The organism is Neisseria sp. HMSC074B07, from assembly GCF_001810355.1.
Classification (GTDB): domain Bacteria; phylum Pseudomonadota; class Gammaproteobacteria; order Burkholderiales; family Neisseriaceae; genus Neisseria.
Genome location: NZ_KV800866.1, coordinates 1 through 15,893, shown reverse-complemented (window position 1 = coordinate 15,893; position 15,893 = coordinate 1). Strand labels below are relative to the sequence as shown.

General features: G+C 46.8%; 11 protein-coding genes and 1 tRNA gene. All 12 read left to right on the top strand.

Features of this window, described 5'->3' with window-relative positions:
* The first annotated feature begins 68 nt into the window (after positions 1-68).
* The 12 genes from HMPREF2726_RS00070 (at position 69) to fusA (ending at position 15,765) form a co-directional block, all read left to right on the top strand.
* Positions 69-144, top strand: a tRNA-Trp gene (locus tag HMPREF2726_RS00070).
* A gap of 119 nt (positions 145-263) precedes the next feature.
* On the top strand, positions 264-536 hold the full coding sequence (secE, locus tag HMPREF2726_RS00065) for a preprotein translocase subunit SecE (protein ID WP_003779769.1): 273 nt from the start codon (positions 264-266) through the stop codon (positions 534-536).
* 2 nt (positions 537-538) lie between these two features.
* A complete protein-coding gene (gene nusG, locus HMPREF2726_RS00060; protein ID WP_003760509.1) occupies positions 539-1,072 on the top strand; it encodes a transcription termination/antitermination protein NusG in 534 nt (177 codons plus the stop codon).
* 106 nt (positions 1,073-1,178) lie between these two features.
* Positions 1,179-1,613, top strand: coding sequence for a 50S ribosomal protein L11 (gene rplK / locus HMPREF2726_RS00055; protein ID WP_070601821.1), 435 nt, complete (start codon positions 1,179-1,181; stop codon positions 1,611-1,613).
* Positions 1,613-2,308, top strand: coding sequence for a 50S ribosomal protein L1 (gene rplA / locus HMPREF2726_RS00050; RefSeq protein WP_070601819.1), 696 nt, complete (start codon positions 1,613-1,615; stop codon positions 2,306-2,308). Before rplK ends, rplA begins: the two co-directional genes overlap by 1 nt.
* Positions 2,309-2,533: 225 nt before the next feature.
* Positions 2,534-3,034 carry a 50S ribosomal protein L10 gene (rplJ, locus tag HMPREF2726_RS00045; RefSeq protein WP_003760504.1) on the top strand — a complete coding sequence of 167 codons (501 nt, stop codon included), beginning with the start codon at positions 2,534-2,536 and terminating at the stop codon, positions 3,032-3,034.
* Positions 3,035-3,092: 58 nt separating this feature from the next.
* Positions 3,093-3,464 carry a 50S ribosomal protein L7/L12 gene (gene rplL / locus HMPREF2726_RS00040; protein ID WP_003677916.1) on the top strand — a complete coding sequence of 124 codons (372 nt, stop codon included), beginning with the start codon at positions 3,093-3,095 and terminating at the stop codon, positions 3,462-3,464.
* Between the two features lie 188 nt (positions 3,465-3,652).
* Entirely contained in the window at positions 3,653-7,831 is a 4,179-nt protein-coding gene (gene rpoB / locus HMPREF2726_RS00035) for a DNA-directed RNA polymerase subunit beta (RefSeq protein ID WP_009312699.1), read from the top strand.
* Between the two features lie 169 nt (positions 7,832-8,000).
* Entirely contained in the window at positions 8,001-12,176 is a 4,176-nt protein-coding gene (gene rpoC / locus HMPREF2726_RS00030; RefSeq protein ID WP_070601817.1) for a DNA-directed RNA polymerase subunit beta', read from the top strand.
* A gap of 505 nt (positions 12,177-12,681) precedes the next feature.
* Complete coding sequence (rpsL, locus tag HMPREF2726_RS00025; RefSeq protein WP_002218431.1) at positions 12,682-13,053, top strand: 30S ribosomal protein S12; 372 nt, start codon at positions 12,682-12,684, stop codon at positions 13,051-13,053.
* Between the two features lie 117 nt (positions 13,054-13,170).
* On the top strand, positions 13,171-13,641 hold the full coding sequence (gene rpsG / locus HMPREF2726_RS00020; protein WP_003745196.1) for a 30S ribosomal protein S7: 471 nt from the start codon (positions 13,171-13,173) through the stop codon (positions 13,639-13,641).
* Positions 13,642-13,659: 18 nt separating this feature from the next.
* Positions 13,660-15,765 carry an elongation factor G gene (gene fusA / locus HMPREF2726_RS00015; RefSeq protein ID WP_003760496.1) on the top strand — a complete coding sequence of 702 codons (2,106 nt, stop codon included), beginning with the start codon at positions 13,660-13,662 and terminating at the stop codon, positions 15,763-15,765.
* The last annotated feature ends 128 nt before the right edge of the window (positions 15,766-15,893 follow it).

Here is a 15,893-nt window from a genome sequence, read left to right as displayed (position 1 = left end):
TTGCGATTCGCGAAGGTGGCCGTACCGTAGGTGCAGGTGTGGTTTCTTCTATCATCGCTTAAGTTTAGAGGCCAATAGCTCAATTGGTAGAGTATCGGTCTCCAAAACCGAGGGTTGGGGGTTCGAGACCCTCTTGGCCTGCCAAATAAAAAATTAACCGGCCCTGTGCCGGTTAATTTTTTTGCATTTCTTTTTTAGTAATTAATTTAAACCATTGCATGAGTGAGATAGTGCGACTTTGATGCTGTGGTGAGTGAGTAAAGATGACTGAACATACATCTGAACATAAAGCAGAAAAGTCGGGTCAGCTTGTAACATCCGGCAATCATTCTACGCCGCCTAAGCGAGAAGGGCTGCTTTCCTATTTTAAAAACTCATGGTCTGAGTTTAAAAAAGTTGTTTGGCCTACGCGAGATGATGCAGTTAAGATGACGATCTTCGTCGTTATATTTGTTGCAATCTTGGCAGTATTTATTTACGCGGCAGACAGTGCTATTTCCTGGCTGTTTTTTGATGTGTTGTTGAAGAGGGGGTAAAAATGTCAAAACGTTGGTATGTTGTGCAGGCTTATTCCGGCTTTGAGAAAAATGTCCAGAAGACCCTAAAAGAGCGTATCGCTCGCGAAGGCATGGAAGGTTATTTCGGTCAGATTCTTGTTCCGGTTGAAGAAGTGGTCGATATTAAAAATGGTCGTAAAACCATTAGCGAGCGTAAGTTTTATCCGGGCTATGTTTTGGTCGAAATGGAAATGACCGATGACTCATGGCATTTGGTGAAAAGTACCCCTCGAGTTTCAGGCTTTATTGGTGGTACGGCAAATAAGCCTACTCCGATTTCTCAAAGAGAAGCTGATGCAATCTTGCAACAGGTTCGTTCTGGGGTTGAGAAGCCTAAACCTAAAGTTGAATTTGAAGTGGGACAGCAAGTTCGTGTAAACGAAGGACCTTTTGCTGACTTCAACGGTATTGTAGATGAAGTGAATTATGAGCGTAATAAATTGAGGGTTTCTGTTCAGATTTTTGGTCGTGAAACCCCGGTTGAGCTGGAGTTTGGTCAAGTAGAAAAGATTTAAGTTTTTAAATCCCTTGAAAAAAAATCTCTAAGTAAATATAATACTGAATTCTTTTTTGGGAAGCGGAAATGGTTCCGCGCTATACCCGTTTTTAGGAGTCCTATAAGTGGCAAAGAAAGTTATCGGCTACATCAAACTGCAAATTCCTGCAGGTAAAGCCAATCCATCTCCCCCAGTTGGTCCTGCTTTGGGTCAACGTGGTCTGAATATTATGGAATTCTGTAAAGCATTTAATGCTGCAACTCAAGGCATGGAGCCTGGTTTGCCGATTCCAGTTGTAATTACTGCTTTTGCGGATAAGTCATTCACTTTTGTGATGAAAACTCCTCCAGCCTCTATTCTGTTGAAAAAAGCTGCTGGTCTGCAAAAAGGTAGTTCTAATCCTCTGACAAATAAAGTGGGTAAATTGACCCGTGCTCAGTTGGAAGAAATTGCTAAAACTAAAGAGCCTGATTTGACTGCTGCTGATTTGGATGCCGCTGTTCGCACTATTGCTGGTTCTGCTCGTTCAATGGGTTTGGATGTGGAGGGTGTTGTATAATGGCTAAAGTATCTAAACGCTTGAAAGCTTTGCGCTCTTCTGTTGAGGCCAATAAATTATATGCAATTGATGAAGCAATTGCTTTGGTAAAAAAAGCAGCGACTGCTAAATTTGACGAGTCTGTTGACGTATCTTTCAACTTGGGTGTTGATCCGCGTAAATCTGACCAAGTTATCCGTGGTTCAGTTGTTCTGCCTAAAGGTACCGGTAAAACAACCCGCGTAGCAGTATTTACTCAAGGTGCAAATGCTGATGCAGCTAAAGAAGCTGGTGCTGATGTTGTCGGCTTTGAAGATTTGGCTGCTGAGATCAAAGCAGGTAATCTGAACTTTGACGTTGTTATTGCTTCTCCTGATGCAATGCGCATCGTTGGTCAATTGGGTACCATCTTGGGTCCACGTGGCTTGATGCCAAACCCTAAAGTGGGTACTGTTACTCCTAATGTGGCTGAAGCAGTTAAAAATGCAAAAGCAGGTCAAGTGCAATATCGTACAGACAAAGCTGGTATCGTTCATGCAACTATCGGTCGTGCTTCATTCGCTGGGGCTGATTTGAAAGAGAACTTTGATGCATTGCTGGATGCTATCGTTAAAGCTAAACCTGCTGCTGCTAAAGGTCAGTATCTGAAAAAAGTTGCTGTATCCAGTACTATGGGTTTAGGTGTTCGCGTTGATACATCAAGCGTGAATAACTAATCTAAGAAATTTTCAAGCAACTCTTTCTGAGTTGCTTGAATTTGGGCTACTTAGAATTAAGTAGATGTCCAAGACCGTAGGGATCGCAAGATTTAATCGTAACTGCCCTACGCAGACGGTAGTCCTGAAACACATTGCAAGATTGCTTGTAAGATGTCTTTTTAGGTTACCGCGCTGGTGGGATATCATTCCGATATCCTGTTTATAAACAGTGGGAGGTAGACCTTGAGTCTCAATATTGAAACCAAGAAAGTAGCCGTAGAGGAAATCAGCGCAGCAATTGCTAACGCTCAGACTCTCGTGGTTGCTGAATATCGCGGTATCAGTGTTTCCAGTATGACTGAGCTTCGCGCTAATGCGCGTAAAGAAGGCGTTTACTTGCGTGTTCTGAAAAATACATTGGCTCGTCGTGCAGTAGAGGGTACTTCATTCGCAGCTTTGGCTGATCAAATGGTTGGTCCGTTGGTTTATGCTGCTTCTGAAGATGCTGTTGCTGCTGCTAAAGTGTTGCACCAATTCGCGAAAAAAGATGACAAGATTGTAGTTAAAGCCGGTTCTTACAATGGTGAAGTGATGAATGCTGCTCAGGTTGCTGAGTTGGCTTCTATTCCGAGCCGCGAAGAGCTGTTGTCCAAACTGTTGTTCGTTATGCAAGCTCCTGTATCAGGCTTTGCGCGCGGTTTGGCTGCTTTGGCAGAGAAAAAAGCAGGCGAAGAAGCCGCTTAATCAATTTTGTTTCTGTTAATCAATTATTTTTTAATACAATATTTGGAGTATAAATAGCATGGCTATTACTAAAGAAGACATTTTGGAAGCAGTTGGTTCTTTGACCGTAATGGAATTGAACGACTTGGTTAAAGCTTTTGAAGAAAAATTCGGCGTTTCTGCTGCTGCTGTTGCAGTTGCAGGTCCTGCTGGTGCTGGTGCTGCTGCCGCTGAAGAAAAAACTGAATTTGACGTAGTATTGGCTTCTGCCGGTGACCAAAAAGTTGGCGTGATTAAAGTAGTTCGCGCAATTACCGGTCTGGGTCTGAAAGAAGCTAAAGACATCGTTGATGGTGCACCTAAGACTCTTAAAGAAGGTGTTTCTAAAGCTGAAGCTGAAGACATTCAAAAACAATTGGAAGAAGCCGGCGCTAAAGTCGAAATCAAATAATTTGATGCTTCCTGTTAAGGCTGGCAGTTTTTCTGCCAGCCTTATTTTGCTTATTGTTATTAGGTTAATTTGTTATTTACATTTATTTGCAATTTATTCGCAAGCTAAGTTTAAATAAATGTAAATAACACAAACAATAGGCGTTATTTCAGACGACCTCTTTTTTAAAATTGCTTTTCGGAGTGTATATGAACTATTCGTTTACCGAGAAAAAACGTATCCGTAAGAGTTTTGCAAAACGAGAGAACGTATTGGACGTTCCCTTTTTGTTGGCAACACAAATTGATTCTTATGCGAAATTTCTGCAATTAGAAAATGCTTTTGATCAGCGCACTGACGATGGTCTGCAGGCTGCATTTAATTCTATTTTCCCTATCGTAAGTCACAACGGTTATGCGCGTCTGGAGTTTGTGCATTACACGTTGGGTGAGCCTTTGTTCGATATTCCTGAATGTCAATTGCGCGGAATCACTTATGCCGCCCCCCTGCGCGCGCGTATCCGATTGGTTATTTTAGACAAGGAAGCGTCTAAACCGACAGTCAAAGAAGTTCGTGAAAATGAAGTGTACATGGGCGAAATCCCATTGATGACTCCAAGCGGTTCGTTTGTCATTAACGGTACCGAACGTGTGATTGTTTCTCAGTTGCACCGTTCTCCTGGCGTGTTCTTTGAGCATGACCGTGGTAAAACCCATTCCTCCGGTAAATTGTTGTTCTCTGCTCGAATCATTCCTTACCGTGGTTCGTGGTTGGATTTCGAATTTGACCCGAAAGATTTGCTGTATTTCCGTATCGACCGTCGCCGTAAAATGCCGGTTACGATTTTGTTGAAGGCCTTGGGCTACAACAATGAGCAGATCTTGGATATTTTCTACGATAAAGAAACGTTCTATCTGTCTGAAAATGGTGTCCAAACTGATTTGGTTGTAGGTCGTCTGAAAGGTGAAACTGCCAAAGTTGATATCTTGGATAAAGAAGGCAACGTCTTGGTTGCTAAGGGTAAACGTATTACCGCAAAAAATATCCGTGATATTAGCAATGCGGGATTAACCCGTTTGGATGTGGAGCCGGAAAGCCTGATTGGCAAAGCTTTGGCCGCGGATTTGATTGACCCTGAAACGGGTGAAGTATTGGCTGTTGCCAACGATGAAATCACTGAAGAGTTTTTGGCAAAATTTGATATCCATGGTGTAAAACAACTTACTACGCTTTACATTAATGAATTGGATCAAGGTGGCTATATTTCCAATACTCTGCGTACTGATGAGACTGCTGATCAGCAAGCAGCGCGTGTTGCGATTTACCGCATGATGCGCCCGGGCGAACCGCCTACCGAGGAAGCAGTCGAGCAGTTGTTTAACCGCTTGTTCTTCAGTGAAGACAGCTACGATTTGTCTCGCGTAGGCCGTATGAAATTCAATACGCGTACTTATGAACAAAAATTGTCTGAAGCACAACAACATTCTTGGTATGGCCGTTTGTTGAACGAAACTTTCGCAGGTGCTGCCGAAAAAGGCGGTTATGTCCTGAGCGTTGAAGATATTGTTGCCTCAATTGCTACTTTGGTTGAATTGCGTAACGGTCATGGCGAAGTGGACGATATTGACCACTTGGGTAACCGTCGCGTGCGTTCGGTAGGTGAGTTGACTGAAAACCAATTCCGCAGCGGGTTGGCTCGTGTGGAACGTGCCGTAAAAGAACGCCTGAATCAAGCGGAATCAGAAAACTTAATGCCGCATGATTTGATTAATGCGAAACCTGTTTCTGCCGCCATCAAAGAATTCTTCGGCTCAAGCCAATTGAGTCAGTTTATGGATCAGACCAACCCCTTGTCTGAAGTAACCCATAAACGCCGTGTATCTGCGTTAGGCCCGGGTGGTTTGACCCGTGAACGTGCCGGTTTCGAGGTGCGAGACGTGCATCCGACTCACTATGGCCGCGTATGTCCGATTGAAACGCCTGAAGGTCCGAACATCGGTTTGATTAACTCATTGTCCGTTTATGCACGTACCAATGATTATGGTTTCTTGGAAACTCCTTATCGCCGCGTTATCGACGGCAAAGTAACCGAGGAAATCGATTACTTGTCTGCTATCGAAGAAGGCCGCTATGTGATTGCACAGGCGAATGCTGATTTGGACAAAGACGGTAATTTGATTGGTGACTTGGTCACTTGTCGTGAAAAAGGCGAAACCATTATGGCAACGCCTGACCGTGTGCAATATATGGACGTGGCAACCGGTCAAGTGGTATCTGTAGCGGCATCTCTGATTCCGTTCTTGGAGCACGATGATGCGAACCGTGCATTGATGGGTGCCAACATGCAACGTCAGGCCGTACCGTGCCTGCGTCCTGAAAAACCGATGGTTGGTACCGGTATCGAACGTTCTGTTGCCGTTGACTCTGCTACTGCAATCGTTGCCCGTCGCGGCGGTGTGGTTGAGTATGTAGATGCCAACCGTGTTGTGATTCGTGTTCATGACGACGAAGCGACTGCCGGTGAGGTAGGTGTCGATATTTACAACTTGGTTAAATTCACCCGTTCCAACCAATCTACCAATATCAACCAACGTCCTGCGGTCAAAGCCGGCGACGTTTTGCAACGCGGCGATTTGATTGCTGACGGTGCATCCACCGATCTGGGTGAATTGGCTTTGGGTCAGAACATGACCATCGCTTTCATGCCGTGGAACGGTTATAACTATGAAGACTCGATTCTGATTTCCGAAAAAGTGGCTGCGGACGACCGCTATACTTCGATTCACATTGAGGAATTGAATGTCGTTGCCCGCGATACCAAGCTGGGTGCAGAAGATATTACCCGCGATATTCCGAATTTGTCCGAGCGTATGCAAAACCGTTTGGATGAATCCGGTATCGTTTACATCGGTGCGGAAGTGGAAGCCGGCGATGTATTGGTTGGTAAAGTAACGCCTAAAGGCGAAACCCAACTGACTCCGGAAGAAAAACTGTTGCGCGCCATCTTCGGTGAAAAAGCATCCGACGTAAAAGACACCTCTTTGCGTATGCCTACCGGTATGAGCGGTACGGTTATCGACGTTCAAGTCTTTACCCGCGAAGGTATCCAACGCGACAAACGTGCTCAATCCATTATTGATTCTGAGCTGAAACGTTACCGTCAAGACTTGGGCGACCAGTTGCGTATTTTCGATAACGACGCATTCGACCGTATTGAGCGTATGATCGTCGGCCAAAAAGCCAACGGTGGTCCAATGAAGCTGGCCAAAGGCAGCGAAATCTCGACAGAGTATCTGGCGGGTCTGCCTAGCAAACACGATTGGTTCGATATCCGTTTGGCTGATGAAGATTTGGCCAAACAATTAGAACTGATTAAATTGAGTCTGCAACAAAAACGCGAAGAAGCGGACGAGTTGTACGAAATCAAGAAGAAAAAACTGACCCAAGGCGACGAACTGCAGCCTGGCGTACAAAAAATGGTGAAAGTCTTTATCGCCATCAAACGCCGTCTGCAAGCCGGTGACAAAATGGCGGGCCGCCACGGTAACAAAGGTGTGGTATCGCGTATTCTGCCAGTTGAAGATATGCCGTACATGGCGGACGGTCGTCCTGTGGACATCGTACTGAACCCGTTGGGCGTACCTTCCCGTATGAATATCGGTCAGATTTTGGAAGTTCACTTGGGTTGGGCAGCAAAAGGTATCGGCGAGCGTATCGACCGTATGCTGAAAGAACAACGCAAAGCCAGCGAGTTGCGCGAGTTCTTGAACAAACTCTACAACGGCAGCGGTAAGAAAGAAGATTTGGATGCCTTGACTGATGAAGAAATCATCGAACTGGCTTCCAACCTGCGTAAAGGCGCATCTTTCGCATCACCGGTGTTTGACGGTGCGAAAGAATCCGAAATCCGCGAAATGCTGAATTTGGCTTATCCAAGCGATGATCCTGAAGTTGAAAAATTGGGCTTTAACGACAGCAAAACCCAAATCACGCTGTATGACGGACGCTCTGGCGAACCGTTTGACCGCAAGGTAACAGTAGGTGTGATGCACTATCTGAAGCTGCACCACTTGGTTGACGAAAAAATGCACGCGCGTTCTACCGGTCCGTATAGTTTGGTTACTCAACAGCCTCTGGGCGGTAAAGCTCAGTTCGGTGGCCAACGTTTCGGTGAGATGGAGGTTTGGGCGCTGGAAGCATACGGCGCAGCCTACACGCTGCAAGAGATGTTGACTGTGAAGTCCGACGACGTAACAGGCCGTACCAAAATGTACGAGAACATCGTCAAAGGCGAACACAAAATCGATGCCGGTATGCCTGAGTCCTTCAACGTATTGGTTAAAGAGATTCGCTCACTGGGCTTGGATATCGATTTGGAACGTTACTAAACAGAAGTTTTCAGACGACCTCTCTAGGCCGTCTGAAAAAGCGGTTGCAGAATAAGAATGAATTAATCGGAATCTGAAAGAAAATATCAGGTCGTCTGAAACCGCAACGTACCGTTTCCAATATCGAAAATCCGCCATGCGGTAAAAATACTTCCTTCAAGGAGCAAAAATGAATTTGTTGAACTTATTTAATCCGTTGCAAACTGCCGGCATGGAAGAAGAGTTTGATGCCATCAAAATCGGCATTGCTTCTCCCGAAACCATCCGTTCATGGTCTTACGGCGAAGTTAAAAAGCCTGAAACCATCAACTATCGTACGTTCAAACCTGAGCGTGACGGTCTGTTCTGCGCCAAAATCTTTGGTCCGGTCAAAGACTACGAATGCTTGTGCGGAAAATATAAACGCTTGAAATTTAAAGGTGTAACCTGTGAAAAATGTGGCGTGGAAGTGACTTTGTCCAAAGTACGCCGCGAACGCATGGGTCATATCGAATTGGCCGCACCTGTTGCACACATTTGGTTCTTGAAATCCCTGCCTTCTCGTTTGGGCATGGTGTTGGACATGACTTTGCGCGACATTGAACGCGTATTGTACTTTGAAGCATTTGTTGTGACCGACCCCGGCATGACTCCGCTGCAACGCCGTCAATTGCTGACTGAAGATGACTACTACAACAAACTGGACGAATACGGCGACGATTTCGATGCCAAAATGGGTGCGGAAGGTATCCGCGAATTGTTGCGCACCTTGGATGTAGCAGGCGAAATCGAAATCCTGCGCCAAGAGCTTGAGTCGACCGGTTCAGATACCAAAATCAAAAAAATCGCCAAACGCTTGAAAGTGTTGGAAGCCTTCCACCGTTCCGGTATGAAACTGGAGTGGATGATTATGGACGTGCTGCCAGTATTGCCGCCTGATTTGCGTCCTTTGGTGCCGTTGGATGGCGGTCGTTTTGCCACTTCCGATTTGAACGATTTATACCGTCGCGTCATCAATCGGAACAATCGTCTGAAACGCCTGCTGGAACTGCACGCTCCTGACATCATTGTCCGCAACGAAAAACGTATGTTGCAAGAAGCAGTTGACTCGCTGTTGGATAACGGCCGTCGCGGTAAAGCCATGACCGGTGCCAACAAACGTCCGTTGAAATCATTGGCAGACATGATTAAAGGTAAGGGCGGTCGTTTCCGTCAAAACCTGCTGGGTAAACGTGTGGACTACTCCGGTCGTTCCGTGATTACCGTAGGTCCATACCTGCGTCTGCACCAATGCGGTCTGCCGAAAAAAATGGCTTTGGAACTGTTCAAACCGTTCATTTTCCATAAACTGGAAAAACAAGGTCTGGCCTCTACCGTTAAAGCAGCGAAAAAATTGGTAGAACAAGAAGTACCAGAAGTATGGGACATCTTGGAAGAAGTCATCCGCGAACATCCGATTATGCTGAACCGTGCGCCGACCCTGCACCGTTTGGGTATTCAAGCGTTTGAACCCATCCTGATTGAAGGTAAAGCCATTCAGTTGCATCCGTTGGTATGTGCCGCATTTAACGCCGACTTTGACGGTGACCAAATGGCGGTACACGTTCCATTGAGCTTAGAAGCGCAAATGGAAGCGCGCACCCTGATGCTGGCTTCAAACAACGTATTGTCTCCTGCAAACGGCGAACCGATTATCGTACCTTCCCAAGACATCGTATTGGGCCTGTACTACATGACCCGCGACCGCATCAATGCCAAAGGTGAGGGCAGTCTGTTTGCTGATGTGAAAGAAGTGCATCGTGCATACCATACCAAACAGGTTGAACTGGGTACGAAAATTACCGTACGTCTGCGTGAATGGGTGAAAAACGAAGCTGGCGAATTCGAGCCAGTCGTTACCCGTTACGAAACGACTGTCGGTCGTGCATTGTTGAGCGAAATCCTGCCTAAAGGCCTGCCGTTCGAATACATCAACAAAGCGCTGAAGAAAAAAGAAATTTCCAAGCTGATTAACGCATCGTTCCGCTTATGCGGTTTGCGCGATACGGTTATCTTCGCCGACCACTTGATGTATACCGGTTTCGGATTCGCAGCCAAAGGCGGTATTTCCATTGCTGTTGACGACATGGAGATTCCGAAAGAAAAAGCAGCCTTGTTGGCTGAAGCCAATGCCGAGGTTAAAGAAATCGAAGACCAATACCGTCAAGGTTTGGTAACCAACGGCGAACGCTACAACAAAGTGGTGGATATTTGGGGTCGTGCCGGCGATAAAATCGCTAAAGCGATGATGGATAACTTGTCCAAACAAAAAGTTATCGATCGTGATGGCAACGAAGTCGATCAAGAGTCATTCAACTCCATCTATATGATGGCAGACTCTGGTGCTCGTGGTTCTGCGGCTCAGATTAAACAGTTGTCTGGTATGCGTGGCTTGATGGCAAAACCAGACGGCTCGATTATTGAAACGCCGATTACCTCAAACTTCCGCGAAGGTTTGACCGTATTGCAATACTTTATTGCGACCCACGGTGCGCGTAAGGGTTTGGCGGATACCGCATTGAAAACCGCGAACTCCGGTTACCTGACCCGTCGTCTGGTAGACGTAACTCAAGACTTGGTCGTTGTTGAAGACGATTGTGGTACTTCAGACGGCTTTGTCATGAAGGCGGTCGTACAGGGTGGTGATGTGATTGAAGCATTGCGCGATCGTATTTTGGGTCGTGTGACTGCGTCTGACGTTGTCGATCCGTCAAGTGGCGAAACCTTGGTTGAAGCCGGTACGTTGTTGACTGAAAAACTGGTGGATATGATTGACCAATCCGGTGTCGATGAAGTCAAAGTCCGTACTCCGATTACTTGTAAAACCCGCCATGGTTTGTGTGCGCACTGTTACGGTCGCGACTTGGCACGCGGCAAATTGGTCAATGCCGGTGAAGCAGTCGGCGTCATTGCGGCTCAGTCTATCGGTGAACCGGGTACCCAGTTGACCATGCGTACGTTCCACATCGGTGGTGCGGCATCCCGTGCGGCAGCAGCCAGCCAAGTTGAAGCCAAATCCAACGGTACGGCACGATTCAGCAGCCAAATGCGTTATGTTGCCAACAACAAAGGCGAATTGGTTGTCATCGGCCGCTCTTGCGAAGTCGTTATCCATGATGACATCGGCCGTGAACGCGAACGCCACAAAGTGCCTTACGGTGCGATCTTGATGGTTCAAGATGGTGAAGCCATTAAAGCTGGTCAAACGTTGGCAACTTGGGATCCGCATACCCGTCCGATGATTACCGAACACGCAGGTTGGGTGAAATTCGAAAATGTTGAAGAGGGTGTAACCGTTGCCAAACAAACTGACGATGTAACCGGTTTGTCTACCTTGGTGGTTATCGACGGCAAGCGCCGTTCCGGCAGCGCATCCAAACTGCTTCGTCCTACTGTAAAATTGTTGGATGAAAACGGTCTGGAAATCTGTATTCCAGGTACCTCCACCCCGGTATCTATGGCATTCCCTGTGGGTGCAGTGATTACCGTGCGCGAAGGTCAGGAAGTCGGTAAAGGCGACGTATTGGCGCGTATCCCACAAGCCTCTTCCAAAACCCGCGATATTACCGGTGGTCTTCCGCGCGTTGCCGAGCTGTTTGAAGCACGCGTGCCGAAAGATGCAGGTATGCTGGCAGAAATTACCGGTACCGTTTCATTCGGTAAAGAGACCAAAGGCAAACAGCGTCTGATTATCACTGATGTAGACGGCGTAGCATACGAGACTTTGATTTCCAAAGAGAAACAAATTCTGGTACACGACGGTCAAGTGCTAAACCGCGGTGAAACCATCGTAGACGGAGCGGTTGATCCGCATGATATTCTGCGTCTGCAAGGTATCGAAGCACTGGCGCGTTATATCGTTCAAGAGGTGCAAGAGGTTTACCGTCTTCAAGGCGTGAAGATTTCCGATAAACACATCGAAGTCATCATCCGTCAGATGCTGCGCCGTGTGAATATTGTCGATTCAGGTGAAACCGAATTTATTACCGGTGAGCAAGTCGAACGCGGTGATGTCATGACAGCCAATGAAAAAGCTTTGGAAGAAGGCAAAGAACCGGCACGCTACGAAAATGTATTGTTGGGTATTACCAAAGCTTCCTTGTCAACCGACAGCTTCATTTCTGCCGCATCGTTCCAAGAAACGACCCGCGTTCTGACCGAAGCCGCCATTATGGGCAAACAAGACGAGTTGCGCGGTCTGAAAGAGAACGTAATCGTAGGTCGTCTGATTCCTGCCGGTACCGGTTTGACTTACCACCGCAGCCGCCGCCAGCAATGGCAGGAAGCAGAGCAAGAAGCTTCCGAAATCGAAGCAACAGATGAATAATCCGTAGGATGTTTGTTTGAAAGAAAACCGCAAGGCAATATCACTTGCGGTTTTCTTTTTCAGACGACCTGTGTGTATTATAGTGGCTTAACTTTAAACCGACGGCGTTACCTCGCCTTAGTTCAAAGAGAACGATTCCTCTAAGGTGCTGAAGCACCAAAGTGAATCGGTTCTGTACTGTCTGTACTGTGCGGCTTCGTCGCCTTGTCCTGATTTAAATTTAATCCACTATATCAATGCCGTTGTGAAAAGTACGGTAGGAAGGGTGGCTCTAATGGAGTTGCGAATTGACTTATTTTTGATAAAGGTTGTCTGAAATAGGGAGTGCAGAGTTTGAGAACTCTTTATCCATTTCAGACGACCTCAGTTGCTAAATAGTTCTTAGTAAATACAAAATACCAACTTTTCTCTACCGTTTGCTTGACTAAACTCTTGCAATAAAAATATAATTCCACTCTTGCCGACATGGTGTCGGCAAGTATTTAACTCAACAGGACGAGAAAATATGCCAACTATCAACCAATTGGTACGCAAAGGCCGTCAAAAGCCCGTGTACGTAAACAAAGTGCCTGCACTGGAAGCCTGCCCGCAAAAACGCGGCGTATGCACCCGTGTATACACGACTACCCCTAAAAAACCTAACTCTGCATTGCGTAAAGTATGTAAAGTTCGCCTGACCAACGGTTTTGAAGTCATTTCATACATCGGTGGTGAAGGCCACAACCTGCAAGAGCACAGCGTCGTACTGATTCGCGGCGGTCGTGTAAAAGACTTGCCGGGTGTACGTTACCACACTGTACGCGGTTCTTTGGATACTGCAGGTGTTAAAGACCGTAAACAAGCCCGTTCTAAATACGGTGCTAAGCGTCCTAAATAATTACAGGGACTTAAATAGGCACGTCGGCCGCCTAAGCTGAACAACGGCCGAGTAAGTGAATACTCTATTGGGTATTCATGGGAATTGACCCGACTGAATAGATTAAAGGAAATTAAAATGCCAAGACGTAGAGAAGTCCCCAAGCGCGATGTATTGCCTGATCCTAAATTCGGCAGCGTCGAGCTGACTAAATTCATGAACGTATTGATGATTGACGGTAAAAAATCTGTTGCCGAGCGTATCGTTTACGGTGCGTTGGAGCAAATCGAGAAAAAAACCGGCAAAGCAGCAATCGAAGTATTCAACGAAGCCATTGCAAACGCCAAACCTATCGTGGAAGTGAAAAGCCGCCGTGTAGGTGGTGCAAACTACCAAGTTCCTGTTGAGGTTCGTCCTTCACGCCGTCTGGCTCTTGCAATGCGCTGGGTTCGCGATGCGGCCCGCAAACGTGGTGAGAAATCCATGGACCTGCGTTTGGCAGGCGAGTTGATTGATGCGTCCGAAGGTCGCGGCGGTGCGTTGAAAAAACGTGAAGAAGTACACCGCATGGCTGAAGCCAACAAAGCATTCTCTCACTTCCGTTTCTAATTTTGAAAGGCTAATAAAATGGCTCGTAAGACCCCGATCAGCCTGTACCGCAACATCGGTATTTCCGCTCATATCGACGCGGGTAAAACCACTACTACAGAACGTATTTTGTTCTATACCGGTTTGACCCACAAATTGGGCGAGGTACATGATGGCGCGGCTACTACCGACTACATGGAACAAGAGCAAGAGCGTGGTATTACCATTACCTCTGCTGCCGTTACTTCCTACTGGTCTGGTATGGCGAAACAATTCCCAGAACACCGCTTCAACATTATCGACACCCCAGGACACGTTGACTTTACCGTAGAGGTAGAACGTTCTATGCGTGTATTGGATGGTGCGGTAATGGTTTACTGTGCGGTGGGCGGTGTTCAACCGCAATCTGAAACCGTATGGCGTCAAGCTAACAAGTACCAAGTTCCACGCTTGGCGTTTGTAAATAAAATGGACCGTCAAGGTGCCAACTTCTTCCGCGTTGTCGAGCAAATGAAAACCCGTTTGCGCGCAAACCCAGTACCTATCGTTATTCCGGTAGGCGCAGAAGACAGTTTCACTGGTGTTGTTGACCTGCTGAAAATGAAATCCATCATCTGGAATGAAGCCGATAAAGGTACAACCTTTACCTATGGCGACATTCCCGCTGAATTGGTTGAAACTGCTGAAGAATGGCGTCAAAACATGATTGAAGCCGCAGCAGAAGCCAGCGAAGAATTGATGGACAAATACTTGGGCGGCGACGAGCTGACCGAGGAAGAAATTGTAGGTGCATTGCGTCAACGTACTTTGGCAGGCGAAATTCAGCCGATGTTGTGCGGTTCTGCATTTAAAAACAAAGGTGTTCAACGTATGTTGGACGCAGTTGTAGAATTGCTACCTGCTCCTACCGATATTCCTCCGGTTCAAGGTGTTAATCCTAACACTGAAGAAGCCGACAGCCGTCAAGCCAGCGATGAAGAGAAATTCTCTGCATTGGCGTTCAAAATGTTGAACGACAAATACGTTGGTCAGCTGACTTTCATCCGCGTTTACTCCGGTGTAGTGAAATCCGGTGATACCGTATTGAACTCTGTAAAAGGCACTCGTGAACGTATCGGTCGTTTGGTACAAATGACTGCTGCAGACCGTACTGAAATTGAAGAAGTGCGCGCTGGCGACATCGCAGCCGCTATCGGTCTGAAAGACGTTACTACCGGTGAGACCTTGTGTGCAGAAAGCGCGCCGATTATCTTGGAACGCATGGAATTCCCTGAGCCGGTAATCCATATTGCCGTTGAGCCGAAAACCAAAGCCGACCAAGAGAAAATGGGTATCGCCCTGAACCGTCTGGCTAAAGAAGACCCTTCTTTCCGTGTCCGTACAGACGAAGAATCCGGTCAAACCATTATTTCCGGTATGGGTGAGCTGCACTTGGAGATTATTGTTGACCGTATGAAACGCGAATTCGGCGTGGAAGCAAATATCGGTGCGCCTCAAGTGGCTTACCGCGAAACCATCCGCAAAGAAGTCGAAGCCGAATACAAACACGCCAAACAATCCGGTGGTAAAGGTCAATACGGTCACGTTGTGATCAAAATGGAACCTATGGAACCGGGTGGTGCAGGTTACGAATTTATCGACGAAATTAAAGGTGGTGTGATTCCTCGCGAATTCATTCCGTCTGTCGATAAAGGTATCCGCGATACCCTGCCTAACGGTATTGTTGCAGGCTACCCAGTAGTTGACGTACGCGTACGTTTGATCTTCGGTTCTTCGCACGACGTCGACTCCTCTCAACTGGCCTTCGAATTGGCTGCTTCCCAAGCCTTCAAAGAAGGTATGCGTAAAGCCAATCCTGCTCTGCTTGAGCCAATCATGGCAGTTGAAGTGGAAACCCCTGAAGAATACATGGGTGACGTAATGGGCGACTTGAACCGTCGTCGCGGCGTCGTATTGGGTATGGATGATGACGGTATCGGCGGTAAAAAAGTCCGTGCCGAAGTACCTCTGGCAGAAATGTTCGGTTATTCGACCGACCTGCGTTCTGCAACCCAAGGCCGCGCTACTTACTCTATGGAGTTCAAGAAATATTCTGAAGCTCCTGCCCACATAGCTGCTGCTGTAACTGAAGCCCGTAAAGGCTAATCAGGCAAATAGGTCGTCTGAAAGGCTGAAATGATTTTTCAGACGACCTCTGTTCTTTAATCGATCTTTAATGTAAAGGAATTAGCTCATGGCTAAGGAAAAATTTGAACGTAGCAAACCGCACGTAA